Origin of the sequence: Barrientosiimonas humi, assembly GCF_006716095.1 — a bacterium.
Classification (GTDB): Bacteria; Actinomycetota; Actinomycetes; order Actinomycetales; family Dermatophilaceae; genus Barrientosiimonas; species Barrientosiimonas humi.
The window spans coordinates 3030773-3047211 of record NZ_VFOK01000001.1; the positions used below are offsets into that span (position 1 = coordinate 3030773).

The following is a 16439-nucleotide window of genomic DNA, read 5'->3' on the forward strand; positions in this document are numbered from 1 at the left end:
ACTCCGTCCGTCCCCGCTCCTCGGGAACACCACACCCGACGTCGTCATCCGCTGCCTCAGCTCCTCCTGGCGCCTGGTCGCCGTCTCCGAGCACACCACGCACGCCGGGTTACTCGCAGGTAGGAAACGGTGACGAGGCTCATGCGCTCCCGGGGCCGCGATGGCCCTGCGACCCCGCGCGGCTCTGGCATCGTGGAAGAGTTCTGCAGTCCTGCATCAGGGGAGGCCACCAGTGGGCAAGCACAGCGCCGACGAGGCACGGTCCGACGACGCGTCGGTGCCGGTCAAGACCCGCCAGGTGCGCGGGCCGCGGCCCGGGTACGAGCGCAGCACCGACGAGCCGACGCGTGAGCGCGTGCGCGAGATGCTCTCCCCGCGTGTCGTGGGGATCTTCGTCGCGTGCTTCCTCCTGCAGGCCGCGTTCATCGCGTCCTACGTCGGCGCGTTCCACGACCCCAAGCCGCAGGGCATCTCGGTCGCGGTCGCCGGGCCGACCACTCAGTTCGCGACCCAGACGGCGCAGCGGCTCAACGCCCTCCCCGACGGGCCGCTCGAGGCGACGACCGCGACCTCGGCCCAGGACGCGCGCGAGCAGGTGCGCACGGGAGAGGTGCAGACGGCGTACATCGTGAACCCGCAGACGACGCAGGACACCCTGCTCGTCGCGACCGCGCACGGGGCGAGCCTCGCCTCCGCGGCGCAGACCGTGCTGGAGCGGGTCGACGCCAGCCAGCAGCGCACGCTGCGGGTCGAGGACGTCGTGCCCGCGCTGCCCAAGGACGGCCGCGGCCTGACCGCGTTCTACCTCGTCGTCGGCTGGCTGGTCGGCGGATACCTGATGGCCTCGCTGCTCGGCATCCGCGCGGGCAACCGGTCGCGCAACTTCCGGCGCGCGCTGTGGCGCCTGGCCGGCGCGGTCGTCTACGCCGCCGCCTCGGGCATCGCCGGCGCGGCCATCGTCGACCTGTGGTTCGAGTCGCTGACCGGGCACTTCTGGCAGATCGCCGGGCTCGGCACGCTCGTGGTGCTGGCCGCCGGGTTCTTCACGTACGGCGCGGCCGCGCTGTTCGGCGTCGTCGGCATCGGCCTGGCGATCCTGATCTTCGTCGTGGTCGGCAATCCCAGCGCGGGCGGGGCGTACTCCTACGAGCTGCTGCCCGAGCCGTGGGCCTCGGTCGGGGCGTGGCTGCCGAACGGTGCCGGCGTGGACGCCGTGCGCTCGATCGTCTACTTCGGCGGCGAGAGCGTCGGCCGCGACCTGATGGTCCTGCTGGCCTGGATGGTGCTCGGGCTGGTCATCTACTTCGGCGTCGCCGCCCGGGTCTACTGGGGCATGAAGCGTGACGTGTGGGGTCCCGGCGACGAGCCGGCGGGGCGGCACCGCAGCGGCGCTGGTGCGGCGGAGGAGTCCGACGGCGCCGACGACCGGCGCGAGATCGGTGACGGGGACGACGAGGTGGTGGACGAGGAGTCCGGCACCGGCTCGGGCGCCGACTCCGGCGCGCAGGTGCGCGAGCGCGGTTGAGGCGGCTCGGGCGGGGCGGGGTCTAGCGTGCGGATGTGAGCGAGCCGCAGCCGATCTACCTGCCCAGCCCGGACCGCGTCGAGCGGTCCCGGATGACCGCCTTCCGACGGCTGGTGGAGAGCCGGCACGGGGTGGCGCTCCCGACGTACGACGACCTCTGGCAGTGGTCGGTCGCGCACCTGCCGGAGTTCTGGGCGGCGGTGTGGGACTTCTTCGGGATCGCGGGCGACTACGACCAGGTGCTCGCCGACGAGGCGATGCCGGGCGCCCGCTGGTTCACCGGAGCGCAGGTCAACTTCGGCGGCTGGATCCTCGACCAGGGCGACCCCGACGAGGTCGCGGTCGTGTCGGTCGACGAGTCCGGGGAAGCGCGGGAGTGGACCCGGGCGCAGCTGACCACCGAGGCGCTCGGGCTCGCAACGACGTTGCGCCGCAACGGGATCGGCGAGGGCGACGTGGTCGCGGGATACCTGCCCAACGTCGGCGAAGCGATCGTCGCCTTCCTCGCGACGGCGACCGTGGGCGCGACCTGGACCAGCGTGGGGCAGGACTACGCCCCGGGTGCCGCCGTCGACCGCTTCGGCCAGCTCGAACCGGTCGCGCTGGTCTGCGCCGACGGCTACACCTGGAACGGCACCGCTCACGACCGGGTCGCGGCCAGCGAGGAGCTGCGGGCAGCGCTTCCCTTCGTGCGCCTCGGCGTCATGGTGCGGCGGAGCGGTCGTGACTCCTCGCCCGCGGGCGCCCCGACCGCCCCCGTCGCGGCCGCGGGCTGGATGTCGTACGACGACGCGGTCGCCGGCCCCGACCCCGCCGTACGTCCGGTGCCGCTCGCGTTCGACGCTCCCCTCTGGGTGCTGTTCTCTTCAGGGACGACCGGGCTGCCCAAGGGCCTCGTGCACGGCCACGGTGGCGTGCTGGTCGAGGCGCTGAAGACCGCCGGGCTGCACGAGGACCTGCAGCCGGGCGACCGCTACTTCTGGTTCACCTCCCCGAGCTGGGTCATGTGGAACACCCAGCTGCACGCGCTGGCGGTCGGCGCGAGCGTGGTCTGCTACGACGGCTCACCGACCCACCCCAGCCCCGACCGGCTGTGGCAGATCGTGGCCGACCACGGCGTGACGCTGTTCGGGGTGAGCCCTGGATTCCTGCAGGCGTCGGAGGGCGCCGGGCTCGACCCCGCGCGCGAGCACGACCTGTCGCGGCTGCGGGCGATGGGCTCGACGGGCGCGCCGCTGCCCGCCCACTCCTTCGCCTGGGTGCGCGACCACGTCGGTGACCTGCCGCTGTGGTCGCTGAGCGGCGGCACCGACGTGGCGAGCGCGTTCGTCTCCGGCGCGCCCCTCGTGCCGGTCTGGCCGGGCGAGATCTCCACCCGGTGCCTCGGCGTCGCGGTGGCCGCGTGGGACGACGAGGGCCGGCCGCTGGTCGGGGAGGTCGGTGAGCTCGTCGTCACCCGGCCGATGCCGAGCATGCCGCTGCGGCTGTGGGGCGATGACGACGGATCCCGTTATCAGGACTCGTATCTCGCGACCTACCCCGGCGTGTGGCGGCAGGGTGACTGGATCACGGTCACCGAGCGCGGGTCGGTCGTGATCCACGGTCGCTCCGACGCGACGCTCAACCGCAACGGCGTGCGCATGGGCAGCGCCGACATCTATGCCGCGGTCGAGCGCCACCCCGCCGTGGTCGAGGCGCTCGTGGTCGGGTGCGAGCTCCCGGACGGCGGCTACTGGATGCCGCTGTTCGTGCACCTCGCCGACGGTCAGGAGCTCACCGACGAGCTCGTGGCCGAGCTGCGCGAGGAGATCCGGCGCGCCGCGTCGCCGCGGCACGTGCCCGACGAGGTGATCGCGGTCGAGGGCGTCCCGCACACCCGCACGGGCAAGAAGCTGGAGGTGCCGGTGAAGCGGCTGCTGCAGGGGGCTGCGCTCGAGAAGGTGGCCCAGGCTCAGGCCGTCGACCGGCCCGAGCTGCTGCGGACGTACGTCGGCCTCGGGCGGGGCGCGCCGCCAACGGCTCAGGGGGAGTAGCGTTTTCCTGTTCCGCAACACGCCTTCCGCCTGACCGGCACCGCCGGCCGCGCGGCCGGAGCAGGAGGTCCCCATGAGCGAGCACGGCCCGGCCCCGGAAGCCGAGTCCATCTACGACGAGTCAGACACCAGCACCGGCCGCAGCGCGGTGCGCATCGCGTCGGTCGCCGCCCTCGGCGGCTTCCTGTTCGGCTATGACAGCGCGGTCATCAACGGCGCGGTCTCGGCCATCGAGCGGGAGTACCAGGTCGGGTCCGCCGAGCTCGGGTTCGCTGTCGCCTCAGCACTTCTCGGCGCCGCAGCCGGCGCGGTCTTCGCCGGGCGGCTCGCCGACCGGGTCGGCCGCCTGTCGGTGATGAAGCTCGCCGCCGTGCTCTTCTTCATCTCCGCGTTCGGCACCGGCTTCGCCAACAGCCTGATGATGGTCGTGATCTTCCGCATCGTCGGCGGCCTCGGCGTCGGAGCCGCCTCGGTCATCGCGCCGGCCTACATCGCCGAGATCGCGCCGGCCAAGATCCGTGGCCGCCTCGGCTCGCTGCAGCAGCTCGCGATCGTGTCCGGAATCTTCATGTCGCTGCTCATCGACTACCTGCTCGCGCGGGCCGCCGGCGGGTCGAGCGAGGAGCTGTGGCTCGGTCTCGAGGCCTGGCGCTGGATGTTCTTCGCGATGGCCATCCCGGCCGTGATCTACGGCGTGCTGTCGCTGACGATCCCCGAGTCGCCGCGCTACCTCGTCGCGACGCACAAGGTGCCCGAGGCGCGCAAGGTGCTCACCACGCTGCTCGGGCAGAAGAACCTCGACATCAAGATCGACCAGATCCAGCGCAGCCTCTCCCGCGAGAAGAAGCCGTCGATGGCCGACATCAAGGGCCCGGCGATGGGTCTGATGCCGATCGTGTGGATCGGCATCGGGCTGTCGGTCTTCCAGCAGTTCGTCGGGATCAACGTGATCTTCTACTACTCCAACGTGCTGTGGGAGGCCGTCGGGTTCAGCGAGGACGACTCGTTCAAGATCACCGTCATCACCTCGGTGGTCAACATCCTTACCACGCTCATCGCGATCGCCACCGTCGACCGCATCGGGCGCAAGCCGCTGCTGATCATCGGCTCGATCGGCATGACGATCTCGCTCGGTGTCATGGCCCTCGTGTTCGGCACCGCCTCGACCGTCACCAACGCCGCCGGCGAGGTCACCCCGGTGCTCGAGGGGGCGCAGGGGCCGATCGCGCTGGTCGCGGCCAACGTCTTCGTCATCGCGTTCGGCATGTCGTGGGGACCGATCGTGTGGGTGCTGCTCGGCGAGACCTTCCCCAACCGCATCCGCGCCGCCGCCCTGTCGCTGGCCGCGGGTGCCCAGTGGGTCGCGAACTGGCTGATCACCGTGTCGTTCCCGTCGCTCAAGGACGTCTCGCTCGGCCTGGCGTACGGCCTCTACTGCCTCTTCGCCCTGCTCTCGCTGATCTTCGTGAAGAAGTTCGTGCAGGAGACCAAGGGCAAGGAGCTGGAGGACATGACCGGCTGAGCGTGCGTGCGGCAGGCTTGGTGGGCGTACGCCATCGACCAGGAGGTCGCGCATGCCCCGCGCCGCCAACCCGACCGCGCGAGCCCTGCTGGCCCTCGAGGCGATCCAGAACACCCCCGGCATCACCGCCCAGCAGCTGGGCGAGCGGCTCGGCGTGACCGAGCGGGCGGCCCGCCGCTACGTCGGCACGCTGCGCGAGGCCGACCTGCCGATCGAGTCGACGACCGGGCCGTACGGCGGGTATCGCGTCGGCCGCGGCCTGCGCCTCGCCCCGCTCATGCTCTCCCCCGCCGAGTCGCTCGGGCTGGTGATGGCGGCGCTGGAGGGGCACCGCGCGGCGGCCGAGCCGTCCGACCCGGTCGGCGCGGCGATCGCCAAGCTGGTGCGGGTGCTGCCGCGCGAGCTGGCCGAGCCGGTGCGCAGCACGTGGGAGCGCACGGCGGCGCCGAGCATCCGGCCGCAGCTCGACCCCGACCTCACGTCGCGGCTGGTGCTGGCGTGCGCGGCGGGGCGCCGGCTGCGGCTGGACTACCGCATCGGCGAGAAGACCCGCGAGATGGAGGTCGACCCGTGGGCGGTCGTGCTGCGGCACAGCCGGTGGTACCTGCTGTGCTGGTCGCACACCGCCGGAGCGCAGCGAGTGCTACGGGCCGACCGCATCGACGAGATCCACGCGCTGCCAACGGTTTTCGACCCGCCCGACGACCTGGACGCCCTCACCGCGCTGGAGGACCACCTGGCCCAGGGCTGGGAGCACGAGGTCGAGGTGATCATCGACGCGCCGGTCGAGCAGGCGCGCTACTGGGTGCGGCGCAGCCTGGGAAGCCTTGAGCCCGTGGGGGACTCGCAGTCGCGCCTGCGGGCGACGACGAACACGCCCGACTGGTTCGCCCGCCAGCTGGCGACCATCGAGGTGCCGTGGCGGGTGGTCGGGTCGGAGCCGCTGCGTCAGGCCGTGCGCGAGCTCGGCCGGCAGCTGGGCGAGTCGGCGGGGTGAGCCGGCGAGGGCGTACGGCCCCCGGTGGTCACTCCACCAGGCTCTGGACGGCCTCGGCCACCGGCACGTCGCCGGCGTTGAACTCGAACGTGACGTTCTTGACCTCGGGGTTGTCGACGACCGCCGCGATCACGGCGGCGACGTCGGCGCGCGGCACCCCGGTGCCCTCGGTGTCGCCGACGCTGACCGTGCCGGTGCCCGGCTCGTCGAGCAGGCGGCTGGGACCCAGCACCACCGCGTCGACGTCGGCGGCGCGCAAATAGGCATCGGCCGCGGCCTTCGCCTCGGCATAGGTGAAGAAGCCCTCGTCCTCCGGAACTCCGTGGTCGGGGCCGGCGCCGAAGTAGGACACCATCACGTAGCGCGGCACCTGGGCCACCTGGGAGGCGCCGATCGACCGGATCGCGGCGTCCCGGTCGACCGCCTCGGTGCGCTCGGGGTCGCCGCCGCCGGCCCCCGCCGACCAGATCACGACGTCGTGCCCCTCGACGAGATCCTGCATGTCCTCGGGCTCGAGCTGCTCCACGTCGGCGACGATCGGGTTGGCCCCGGTCGCGGCCACCTCGTCGCGGTGGTCGGGGTTGCGGATCACCGCGTCGACGGTGTGCCCGGCGTTGACGAGGAGCGGCTCGGCGAGGAGGGCGATCTTGCCGTGCCCGCCGAAGATGAGGATCGAAGCCATGCCCAAACCGTATGTCGCCGCCCCTTCGCGCACGACCACCCGTGGGGAGATGCGCGGGCCGGGGGCTACCCGCTCGGGGTGAGCTCGCGCCCGACCAGGGCGGACAGGCGGGCGACCTCGGCGTCGTACGCCTTCGCCACCGTCGCGCTCGGCTCGTCCAGCCAGGCGGTGTGCAGCGTGTCGTCGCCGACCCGCCAGGTGCCACTCACCACGCCGTCGACCACGATCGGCGCGACCCCGCGCGTCATGTCCTGCCGCGTGGCCGGCGGCACGACCCAGGTGTGCTTGGTGCCGGGGCCGAAGACCCAGGCATCCTTGCCGGGGAGCAGGACGACCCGCCCGGCCGGCTCCGTCTCGAGCAGCTGGTCGACGAGATCGCCCGCGTGCCAGACCTTTTCGCCGTCGACGTCGACCTCGACCAGCCGGTCGGTGACGTCGTCGAGCCACCGCTCCACGCGCGACCGACCCGCGCTCAGCCCGTCGCCGAGCCAGTGGTGCACGTCGGCCCTGGTCGCCGGGCCGTAGGCCGCGAAGTAGTCCAGCACCGCGGCGCGCCCGGCCTCGGCGAGGTCGGGCAGACCGCGCCAGCCGCGGGTGGCCTCGGGGCTCTGCAGCAGCATCGGGCCGTCGAGGCCGGGCCCGAGCACGATGTCGCCCTGCCAGGAGAACGGCTTGAGCAGGGTGATGTTGGGCTCGGCGAACTGCGGTGCCAGATGGGCGAACCGGCGCGAGCGCGCGAGCGCGTCGGCGACGGCCTGCGGCGGCACCGGTCCGTCGGCGACCACGCCGCGCACGATCTCGCGCAGGTCCGGCCAGTCGTCGGGCTGCAGGTCGTAGAACTCGACCCAGCTCTTGCGCGCCCACTGCCGCCCGGCGGCCCGGATCACCAGGAAGCGGCCGGCGGTCGCCGGCTCCATCAGGCTGACCGCACCCCGGGCCCAGGTGCGCAGCAGTCGGCCCTCGCCCAGCGCCCGCTGCACCTCACCGGGCGGGCCGGGCGAGGCCAGCCGGCGGCGTACGGCCAGGTCGGGGTCGCTCCCGAAGATCGCCAGCATGCCGAGGGTGCGCACCACCTCGTCGGGGTCGGCCGCGCCGTCGAGCAGGTGCTGGCGGCGCAGGCGCCAGGCGAGGGCCTGGGCTCGGGTGACCTTCGGGCGGGGCATGAGGTCATCATGGCCGGGATCGGGGCGCGTGGGTCTCGATACGCCGCTCGGCACCTCGCGGCTGCTCGACCAGCGTGGGGGTGGGGAATAGCGGGCGGGCGGGCGCTGCTGCACCTGACGTGCCTAGTTCGTCCCGTGTGCCGCTGTCCGTGCTCGACCTCGTGCCGGTGGCGTCCGGCACCGGGGCGCGCGAGGCGATCGACCAGTCGCTGGAGCTGGCCCGCCTCGCCGATTCCCTTGGATACCAACGGTATTGGTACGCCGAGCACCACAACTCCGTGGCGTTCGCCTCGTCCGCGACGTCGCTGCTGATCGGCCGCGCCGCCGAGCACACCGAGCGCATCCGGCTCGGCTCCGGTGGCGTCATGCTGCCGAACCACAGCCCGCTCATGGTCGCGGAGTACTACGGGACGCTGGCGGAGATGTACGGCGACCGGATCGACCTGGGGCTGGGTCGCGCGCCGGGCACCGACCCGATCACCGCAGCGGCGCTGCGGCGCGGCGCGGCGACGACCGACACGTTCGTGCAGGACGTCGTCGACCTGCACCGCTATCTCGCGCCGCGCGACGAGGAGCAGCTGCGTCAGCAGGTGCGCGCGCTGCCCGGCCAGGGCACGCAGGTGCCGCTGTGGATGCTCGGCTCGAGCCTGGACGGCGCCGCGGTCGCGGCCTACCTCGGCCTGCCGTACGCGTTCGCCTCGCACTTCGCCCCGCAGCTGCGGCACCAGGCGCTGGCGCTCTACCGCGAGCGCTTCTCCACCGAGTTCGAGACCGCTCAGCTGCCGCAGGCGTACAGCATGGCCGGGGTGAACGTGCTGGTCGCGCCGACCGACGAGGAGGCGGCGTTCCTGTTCACCACCGCCCAGCAGATGGCCGCCGGCATCCGCACCGGGCAGCGGGTCAAGCTGCAGCCGCCGGTGGACGACCTCGACGCCGCGATCGGGCCGGAGGTCGCGCGCTTCGTCGACGGGTTCCAGGCGGTGCGCGCCGTCGGGTCGCCCGAGACGGTGGTGCGCCAGCTCGAGGCGATCGTCGCCGACCTGGAGGTCGACGAGCTGATCGTGACGACGTACGCCTTCGACCCGGCCCACCGGCTGCGCAGCTTCGAGCTGCTGGCCCAGGCCTGGCAGGCGTAACCACTCGGTGCAACCTGGGGGTTGCAAGTGGGTGCTCGCGTGTGCAACCGTAGAGTTGCACATATCGGACGAGGAGATCCCATGAGCACCAGCACCGTTCAGGACAGCATCCGCCGGCAGATCACGATCGACGCGCCCGTCGACCTGGTGTGGCGTCTCGTCTCCACCCCCGGGTGGTGGATCAACGACGGCGAGGTCTTCGAGCACGACACGACCGTCGAAGGCGACACCACGACCCTGCACTGGAAGGGCGCGGACTACCCCATCCGCACGCTCGCCACCGACGAGCCGAGAAGCGTTGCCTTCCAATGGGGTTCGGGCCGCAGCGACGAGACCGACGCCCCGCGCACACGCATCGACTTCACCCTCGAGCAGACCGGCGACGGCGTGCTCGTCACGGTCGTGGAGTCCGGGTTCGCGGCGTACGCCGACGCGGCCGAGGCGACGAGGACGTACGGCGAGAACGTGGCCGGCTGGGAGCAGGAGCTGGCCGCCGCGAAGACCGCGCTGGAGCGATGAGCCGGCTCGACCCCGACACGTTCGCGGCGCTGGCCGACCCCAACCGGCAGACGATCCTCGAGCTGCTGGCGGAGGCCGACGGGCGCACCGCCGGCGACATCGCCGAGGGCGTCGGCATCTCGCGGCAGGGCGTGCTGAAGCACCTGCGGGTGCTCACCGGCGCCGGCCTGGTCGGGTCACGGCGCTCGGGGCGCGAGGTGCGGTTCACCGTGCGCCCCGAGCGGCTGCGCGCCACCGCGCGCGACCTCGACGCTGTGGCAGCCCAGTGGGACCGCGCGCTGCTGGCCCTCAAGCGCGCGGCGGAGTCGGCGCGCGACTGAGTGTGTCGCGTCACTCGCGATCACGCACGCTCCTGCAGCAGTCGTCAACGCTGCCGATAGGCATGCGCACGGTGCTCGATGCGACCGATCAGAAGCACCCGCTGGTCTTCGTGGATCTCGAAGATCACCCGATAGTCGCCCCGACGAGCAACGTGCCAACCCTCCAGCTCGAACCGCAAGGGCTCTGACAGTCGACGAGGGTTGCTGGGGAGGGTGCGCGTCACGAACTCCACGATCGCGGACGAGACCTTCTCGGGCAGCTGGCCCAGCGACCGGATCGCCCCGGGAGCGAGCTCGACACGCCAGCCCGATTCGGTCACGCCAACCCGTATCGCTGACGCAGCTCGTCCCCACTCACCGATTCGCCCGACGCGAAGTCGACGCGAGTCTGGTTGAGCTCGTCGACCGCGCCGGGCGTGGACAGCACCCGGAGCGTCTCGTGCAACGACTCCAGGTCGTCGGCCGACATCAGCACCGCAGCCGGGTGCCCGTGCTTGGTGATGCGGATGATCTCGTGAGTGCTCGCCGCCTCGTCGACCAGAGACGACAACTTGTCTTTCGCCTCACTCAGCGCCACAGACCTCATGCGCCAAGAATAGCCTCAATACTGGCCTGTAACTAGCCTCGTTCATAGCCATGGACGGCCGCGTCACTCGCGGTTGCTGGAGATCCACTGCGGGTCGGTGAACGTCAGCTGCCGGCCGCCCTGCACGAGGTCGGCCGCGGCGTCGAGCCGCTGCAGCTGGTCGTCGCTCAGCGTCAGGTCGAGCGAGCCGGCGTTCTCGGCCATGCGAGACGCCTTGCGGCTGCCGGGGATCGGCACGACCGGCAACCCGAACCGCTCGCCCTGGGCGAAGAGCCAGGCCAGGGCGACCTGCGCGGGCGTGGCGCCCAGCTCGTCGCCGACCGCGGCGATGACCTCGACCACGCGCTGGTTGGCGTCGTAGTGCTCGGCGAACCGCGGCTCGGCCTTGAGCACCCCGCCGGCGACCGCCTCCCGGGTCATGGCGCCGGCGAGGAAGCCGCGACCGAGCGGGGAGTAGGGCACGAAGCCCGCGCCGACCTCGCGCGCAGCCGGGACGACGTTGGTCTCGACGTCGCGCGACCACAGGCTCCACTCGCTCTGCACCGCGGCGATCGGGTGCACCGCCGCGGCCGCGCGCAGCTCGTCGGCCGTGACCTCGGACAGGCCCAGGTGGCGCACCTTGCCGGCCTGCACGAGCTCGGCCATCGCGCCGACGGTCTCCTCGATCGGGCGCGTCAGCTCGCGCCGGTGCATGTAGTAGAGGTCGATGGTGTCGACCCCGAGACGACGCAACGAGTCGTCGCAGGCGGCGAGGACGTACGCCCGGTCGCCGCGTGCGGCGGTGGCGCCGTCGCCCACCGCACCGGTGATGCCGAACTTCGTGGCCAGCTGCACCTCGTCGCGCCGGGTGCGCAGCACCGTGCCGACCAGCTCCTCGTTGGTGCCGGCGGGGCCGGTGGTGCCCGGCCGCGGCTCGCCGTAGACGTCGGCCGTGTCGATGAACGTGATGCCGAGGTCGATCGTCTCGTGCAGGGTGCGCTCGGCGGCCTGCGGCTCGATGCCGCCGTAGACGTGGCTGAGGGCCATGCCCCCGAAGCCGAGCCGGCTCACGGTGAGCCCCTGACCGAGGTCGATGGTGCCGATGCTCATGCGAATCTCCTTTGCTGAGAACGGATCCCGGGATCCGTGACGGGAGTCTCGGCGCAGTCGAGGCCGCGCTCGATAAGGTCTTCGTAGTGCGAGATCTTGTGGTCGACGGCGGCCAGGTCGTCGCGCAGCTGCGCCTGCTGCTCGAGCAGGCGCACGCGGTGCTCCAGCAGCAGGCTCATCCGCCGTCCGTGCGTCGCCGCGCCCTCGCCGACCATCACGCAGAACTCCTTGACCTGCGCGATCGGCATGCCGGTGCGCCGCAGCCGCACGACCAGCTGCACCATGCGCACGGCCGCGTCGTCGTACGTCCGCCGCCCGGCCGGCGTGCGCGGCACCGGCGGGATCAGGCCCTCGCGCTCGTACCACCGCAGGGCGTCCTGGCTGAGACCCGTGCGCTCGGCGACGGCGGCGATGCCGAGCTCGGGGGTGCTGGTCGTGGTCACGTCAGTGACGCTAGGTCCTGGAGTGCGCTCCAGCGCAAGACGGTTCAGCGAAGAGCCGCGCGGACGTCGGTATGGGTGAAGTCGTCGCCCACGAACAGGAGGGGTTCGTCGCGCACGACGGCGAGCGCGTAGGAGAAGCAGTCCCCGAAGTTGAGTCGTGCCGCGTGCCCGGAGCCACGGCCGAAGTCGCGGTAGGCCTGCCGCGCCACGGCCGCCATCTCGGGCGTCACGTCCACGACGGCGATGCCGAGCGTGCTCAGCAGGGCGTCGAACTGGCGGGACAGCGCAGGATCTCGGCGGGCGTCCACCACGACCGCAGCCTCGACGTAGGTGGCCGCGGACATGGCCGTCGAACGGTCACGCATCAACGTCACCAGCTCTTGCGCCCTGGGCTCGTCGTTGAGGACGGCGACCAGCGCGGACGAGTCGACGATCACCGCGGCAGGCCGGCCTCGTCGTAGAGCTCGTCGGTCGTGAGCCGGCCGCCGGTCCGGCTCACGCGATCGCGCATGTCAGCCAGCAGCCCGTCGAGCTCTTGGCTCCCGGCGTCGTCCTCGCGCCCCAGCTCTGCCAGCAACCGCTCCAGCGCCAGCTCCACGGCACTCGTCTGGGAACGACCCGTGCGCCGCGCCACCTCACGCACGAGGTCGTGCACACGCTCGTTCTTGATGTTGAGGCTCATGGTAGACACCACTCTATCAAGGGTAGACGTCTACCCGACCGTCCGCGGGCAGACAAGAACCGGGCCGATCAGCTGATGCTGATCGGCCCGGCTGGAGGGTCGTGCGCGGCGCTGCGGCTCAGGCCTGCTTGATCGCCGAGACCTCGAACTCGAGGGTGATCTTCTCGCTGACCAGCACGCCGCCGGTCTCGAGCGCGGCGTTGAAGGTGATGCCGTAGTCGTTGCGGTTGATGACCGTCGAGCCCTCGAAGCCGATGCGCTCGTTGCCGAACGGGTCGGTGGCGGCGCCCTCGAAGGTGAACGGGACGGTGATCGGCTTGGTGACGCCCTTGATGGTCAGGTCGCCGGTCAGGTTGAGGGTGTCGCCCTCGACCGAGCAGCCGGTGGAGTGGAACTCGATGGTCGGGAACTGCTCGATCGCGAGGAAGTCGCCGCTCTTGACGTGACCGTCGCGCTGCTCGTTGCGGGTGTCGAGGCTCGCGACCTGGATCGTGACGTCGACCTTGGCGTCGTTCACGCCACCGTTCGCCACGGCGCTGCCCTCGAACTCGTTGAACGAGCCGCGGACCTTGGTCACCATCGCGTGCCGGGCGACGAAGCCCATGCGGCTGTGGGCGGGGTCGATGGCGTACGTGCCGTCGAGGTTCTGCAGGCCGGAGAGGTTGGTGGTGGTCGTCACTGGGGGACTCCTTGTCGGTTCGGTGATCCGTCAACTACAGAGTTCCAGAACGTTGGTGATGTGTCAACTATTCCGGTACGCTGTTCGCATGACCACCACCGAGACGTCCTGGTTGAGCGACCAGGAGCAGCGGGTGTGGCGCCAGTGGATCCGGGCCTCGTGGGCGCTGCCCGCCGAGCTGAACCGCCACCTGCAGGAGTTCTCCCTGAGCATGCAGGACTACGGCGTGCTCGTCTGCCTCACCGACACCGAGTCGGGGCAGCTGCGGATGAGCGACCTCGCCGACCTGATGCACTGGGACCGCTCGCGCCTGTCGCACCACATCACACGCATGAGCACCCGCGGCCTCGTGGAGCGGCGGCACTGCGCCGAGGACGGCCGCGGCGCCTTCGTCGCCGTGACCGACCAGGGGCGCGCCAGCATCGAGCGCGCGGCGCAGCGTCACGTCGACGGCGTGCGCGAGCTGTTCTTCGACGGCATGACCGAGGACGAGATGCGCGCGCTGGAGTCGGTGACCTCGCGCCTGCTCGAGCGCCTCGAGAGCGACAAGCGCCCCGGGGGCGCGGCTCAGGCCTGAGCGTCGCCGGCGATGTTGACCATCCAGGCGATGCCGAACCGGTCGATGCACATGCCGAACTCGTCGCCCCACATCTGCTTCTCCAGCGGCATCGCGACCTGGCCGCCCTCGGAGAGCCGGGTGAAGGAGTGGCGCAGCGCGTCGGCGTCGTCGCCGCTGAGGCTGATCGAGATGGTGCTGCCCTCGCGGTAGGGCATGCCCTCGGGGGTGTCGCTCGCCATCAGCGTGTAACCCGCGGGCGTCTCGAGCATCGCGTGCATCACCTGCTCGGGCACGATGCCGGGCGCCTGCGCCCCGGCCTCGCCGAAGGTCGTCAGCTGCAGGTCGCCGCCGAAGACCGACTGGTAGTGCTCCATGGCCTCCCGGGCCTGGCCGCGGAAGCTGATGTAGGGGTTGAGGCGGGACGCCATCGCGTGCTCCTTGGTGGACGGGCTCGGTGCGTGGCCGGGCGGGCGTGGGCTGGTGACGCACGCATCACGGTAGGGCCCGCCACCGACAGGCGCGGCTCGTCGGCAGCATTCCGCCAATCCGGCTCGCCGGCACCGGCGCCGCGATACCTTCCCGCCGTGCAGCAGACGACGATCGAGGGTGTCCGCACCCTGTGGGCCGATATGCCCGGCCCGTTCCGCGCCGCTCTGGTGGTCGGCATCGGCGCGCGCGACGAGACCTTCCCGACCTCCGGGCTCGCGCACCTGCTGGAGCACGTCGTGATGTCGCGCATCGGGCGGCGCCCGATCGACAACAACGCCGAGGCCACCACCGACGCCACCGTGTTCTCTGCGATCGGTGAACGGTCCGACGTCCTGCAGTTCCTGCACGACGTCTGCCTGCAGCTCGCCCGCCCCGACACAGCCCGCATGGCCCACGAGGCCAAGGTCATCGCGATCGAGTCGGGGATGTACGACTCCCCCGGCGCGACCATCGCGCTGCAGGCCCGCTTCGGCTGGCGCGGCCCCGGCCTGGCCGCCGGGCCCGAGCCCGCGCTCGACCAGGTCACCCCGGAACAGCTGCTCGACCTGGTGTCCCGGCTGGTCACCCGGGACAACTGCGTGCTCGCGATGACCGGGCCGCCCGGTGACGACATCCGGCTGCCGCTGCCCGACGCGCCCGCACGGCGCGCCCCCGAGCCGACACTGCTTCCCCGCAGCACTCCGGCCATGATCCAGGCGCCCGAAGGGGCGCCGGTGACGCTGTCGTACCTCACGCGAAGCCCCGCCGTCGGCCTGGCGACGATCCTGCGCGAACGGCTCATGGACCGGCTGCGGCACGACCTGGGCATCAGCTACGACATCAGCGACGACACCCTGCCGCTGCAGGCGGGCTGGCTCACCGCGATCGCGGCCGACTTCGCCCCGGACGCCGAGCCCGACGTCGCGCGGGTGATGCGCGAGGAGGTCCTCGGGCTGGCGAACCGGCCGCCCGACGCGGGCGAGCGGGCCCACGCCGCGCGAATGGCGGAGCTGCAGCTGAATGACCCCACGCAGCTGACGGGCTACCTGGGGTTCTCCGCCGTGCGACTGCTCGCGGGCCTCCCGGTGCTCACCCCGGAAGAGATGCTCGCGCGCGAGCTGGCCGAGCTGGAGCCGGCGCGGCTGCGCGAGGCCGCGGCCCATGCCGTGGCCACGATGCTCGTGCACGTGCCGATGGAGGAGCTGCCCGAGGTGGTCGGCCTCGCGGTGACGACCGAGCTGTACGACGGCCCCACCTTCGGCGACCGGCGGCACCGCCGGCGGACGGTGCGGCCGGTGCCGCGCAGCCTCGAGGTCAGCGTGGGCGAGGACGGCATCTCGATGCACCTGCGCGGGGAGCACATCGGCGCGCCGTGGTCCGACGTCGTCGGTGTCGCGCACCACGAGGACCAGCGGATGGTCGTCTTCGCCGACGGCAACACCGTCTGGTTGCGTGCCCGCGACTTTCGCGACGGCCAGCGGCTCATCGAGACGGTCGACCGGGCGACGGCAGGCCGGCGCTTTCACGACCCGGGCATCGACCCGATGGCGGAGGAGCCTCAGGGCTGAGACGAGCCCCGGTCGCTACGGCAGCGACCGCGTCATGAACGCGCTGTTCGAGTCGGGCGCGTAGTCACCGAACGGGGCGCAGTCGACGAAGCCGGCGCTGGCGTACAGCGCGCGGGCGGGGGCGAAGAACTCCATGCTCCCGGTCTCCAGCGAGACACGGGTGACCCCGCGTGCTGTCGCGTCGGCGAGCGCGTGCTCCAGCAAGGCGCGACCGATCCCCTGCCCGCGGCGCAGGGGATCGGCGCGCATGCTCTTCAGCTCCTCGTGGCCCGGCTCGACCGGCGCGAGCGCGACCGTGCCGACGAGGTGCGGTCCGTCGTGAGCCGACCACAGACGTACGCCGGGGGCGCGGAGCCCGTCGAGGTCCAGCGCGTGCTGGCTGCAGGCGGGAGCCGTGGGGGCGATGTCGGCGAGGTGGTCGCTCAAGAACCGCGCCAACGCCGGATCGTCGAGATCAGCAGCTCGAAT

Annotated in this window: 20 protein-coding genes; 9 read left to right on the forward strand and 11 right to left on the reverse strand. The window is 72.0% G+C overall.

Annotation, left to right across the window (positions count from 1 at the left end; all coding sequences use genetic code 11):
- Window positions 1-232: 232 nt before the first annotated feature.
- The 4 genes from FB554_RS14105 to FB554_RS14120 all read left to right on the forward strand — a co-directional run bounded on the left by FB554_RS14105 (window position 233) and on the right by FB554_RS14120 (window position 6077).
- The gene (locus FB554_RS14105) at window positions 233-1525 is read left to right on the forward strand and encodes a DUF3533 domain-containing protein (RefSeq protein WP_170206892.1); all 1293 of its coding nucleotides are present in this window, start codon (window positions 233-235) and stop codon (window positions 1523-1525) included.
- Between the two features lie 35 nt (window positions 1526-1560).
- The gene (locus tag FB554_RS14110; protein WP_142007030.1) at window positions 1561-3558 is read left to right on the forward strand and encodes an acetoacetate--CoA ligase; all 1998 of its coding nucleotides are present in this window, start codon (window positions 1561-1563) and stop codon (window positions 3556-3558) included.
- Window positions 3559-3631: 73 nt separating this feature from the next.
- A complete protein-coding gene (locus tag FB554_RS14115) occupies window positions 3632-5080 on the forward strand; it encodes a sugar porter family MFS transporter (RefSeq protein ID WP_142007031.1) in 1449 nt (482 codons plus the stop codon).
- Window positions 5081-5132: 52 nt separating this feature from the next.
- A complete protein-coding gene (locus tag FB554_RS14120) occupies window positions 5133-6077 on the forward strand; it encodes a helix-turn-helix transcriptional regulator (RefSeq protein WP_142007032.1) in 945 nt (314 codons plus the stop codon).
- A gap of 28 nt (window positions 6078-6105) precedes the next feature.
- Here FB554_RS14120 and FB554_RS14125 read toward each other — a convergent pair whose 3' ends face one another.
- Window positions 6106-6759, reverse strand: coding sequence for an NAD(P)H-binding protein (locus FB554_RS14125; protein ID WP_142007033.1), 654 nt, complete (start codon window positions 6757-6759; stop codon window positions 6106-6108).
- Between the two features lie 65 nt (window positions 6760-6824).
- Window positions 6825-7922: a DNA glycosylase AlkZ-like family protein gene (locus tag FB554_RS14130; protein WP_142007034.1), complete on the reverse strand. Its 1098-nt coding sequence runs from the start codon at window positions 7920-7922 to the stop codon at window positions 6825-6827.
- Window positions 7923-8059: 137 nt separating this feature from the next.
- Between FB554_RS14130 and FB554_RS14135 the strand changes: the two genes are divergently transcribed.
- From FB554_RS14135 to FB554_RS14145, 3 genes are all read left to right on the forward strand, one after another.
- Window positions 8060-9058 carry an LLM class flavin-dependent oxidoreductase gene (locus FB554_RS14135; protein ID WP_244937443.1) on the forward strand — a complete coding sequence of 333 codons (999 nt, stop codon included), beginning with the start codon at window positions 8060-8062 and terminating at the stop codon, window positions 9056-9058.
- Between the two features lie 81 nt (window positions 9059-9139).
- On the forward strand, window positions 9140-9577 hold the full coding sequence (locus tag FB554_RS14140) for an SRPBCC domain-containing protein (protein ID WP_142007036.1): 438 nt from the start codon (window positions 9140-9142) through the stop codon (window positions 9575-9577).
- Entirely contained in the window at window positions 9574-9897 is a 324-nt protein-coding gene (locus tag FB554_RS14145; protein WP_142007037.1) for an ArsR/SmtB family transcription factor, read from the forward strand. The genes FB554_RS14140 and FB554_RS14145 overlap by 4 nt, the downstream gene beginning before the upstream one ends.
- Before the next feature lie 44 nt (window positions 9898-9941).
- On the opposite strand, the gene FB554_RS14150 is transcribed toward FB554_RS14145, so the two are convergent.
- The 7 genes from FB554_RS14150 to FB554_RS14180 all read right to left on the reverse strand — a co-directional run bounded on the left by FB554_RS14150 (window position 9942) and on the right by FB554_RS14180 (window position 13376).
- Window positions 9942-10217 carry a type II toxin-antitoxin system RelE family toxin gene (locus tag FB554_RS14150; RefSeq protein ID WP_142007038.1) on the reverse strand — a complete coding sequence of 92 codons (276 nt, stop codon included), beginning with the start codon at window positions 10215-10217 and terminating at the stop codon, window positions 9942-9944.
- A complete protein-coding gene (locus tag FB554_RS14155) occupies window positions 10214-10483 on the reverse strand; it encodes a type II toxin-antitoxin system Phd/YefM family antitoxin (RefSeq protein WP_142007039.1) in 270 nt (89 codons plus the stop codon). The genes FB554_RS14150 and FB554_RS14155 overlap by 4 nt, the downstream gene beginning before the upstream one ends.
- 63 nt (window positions 10484-10546) lie before the next feature.
- Entirely contained in the window at window positions 10547-11572 is a 1026-nt protein-coding gene (locus FB554_RS14160; RefSeq protein ID WP_142007040.1) for an aldo/keto reductase, read from the reverse strand.
- Window positions 11569-12015: a MerR family transcriptional regulator gene (locus tag FB554_RS14165; RefSeq protein ID WP_142007041.1), complete on the reverse strand. Its 447-nt coding sequence runs from the start codon at window positions 12013-12015 to the stop codon at window positions 11569-11571. Before FB554_RS14165 ends, FB554_RS14160 begins: the two co-directional genes overlap by 4 nt.
- 44 nt (window positions 12016-12059) lie before the next feature.
- Window positions 12060-12452 carry a type II toxin-antitoxin system VapC family toxin gene (locus FB554_RS14170; RefSeq protein WP_142007042.1) on the reverse strand — a complete coding sequence of 131 codons (393 nt, stop codon included), beginning with the start codon at window positions 12450-12452 and terminating at the stop codon, window positions 12060-12062.
- Window positions 12449-12697 (reverse strand): type II toxin-antitoxin system VapB family antitoxin, encoded by a 249-nt coding sequence (locus tag FB554_RS14175; RefSeq protein WP_142007043.1) that lies wholly within the window; start codon window positions 12695-12697, stop codon window positions 12449-12451. The genes FB554_RS14170 and FB554_RS14175 overlap by 4 nt, the downstream gene beginning before the upstream one ends.
- A gap of 118 nt (window positions 12698-12815) precedes the next feature.
- Entirely contained in the window at window positions 12816-13376 is a 561-nt protein-coding gene (locus FB554_RS14180; RefSeq protein WP_142007044.1) for a YceI family protein, read from the reverse strand.
- A gap of 88 nt (window positions 13377-13464) precedes the next feature.
- Here FB554_RS14180 and FB554_RS14185 point away from each other — a divergent pair, with 88 nt between their 5' ends.
- The gene (locus FB554_RS14185; RefSeq protein WP_142007045.1) at window positions 13465-13953 is read left to right on the forward strand and encodes a MarR family winged helix-turn-helix transcriptional regulator; all 489 of its coding nucleotides are present in this window, start codon (window positions 13465-13467) and stop codon (window positions 13951-13953) included.
- On the opposite strand, the gene FB554_RS14190 is transcribed toward FB554_RS14185, so the two are convergent.
- On the reverse strand, window positions 13944-14363 hold the full coding sequence (locus FB554_RS14190; protein WP_142007046.1) for a VOC family protein: 420 nt from the start codon (window positions 14361-14363) through the stop codon (window positions 13944-13946). The genes FB554_RS14185 and FB554_RS14190 overlap by 10 nt on opposite strands.
- 156 nt (window positions 14364-14519) lie before the next feature.
- Here FB554_RS14190 and FB554_RS14195 point away from each other — a divergent pair, with 156 nt between their 5' ends.
- Window positions 14520-15971, forward strand: coding sequence for a M16 family metallopeptidase (locus FB554_RS14195; RefSeq protein WP_142007047.1), 1452 nt, complete (start codon window positions 14520-14522; stop codon window positions 15969-15971).
- A gap of 15 nt (window positions 15972-15986) precedes the next feature.
- On the opposite strand, the gene FB554_RS14200 is transcribed toward FB554_RS14195, so the two are convergent.
- Window positions 15987-16397, reverse strand: a complete 411-nt coding sequence (locus FB554_RS14200) for a GNAT family N-acetyltransferase (RefSeq protein ID WP_338070570.1) — start codon at window positions 16395-16397, stop codon at window positions 15987-15989.
- Between the last annotated feature and the right edge of the window lie 42 nt (window positions 16398-16439).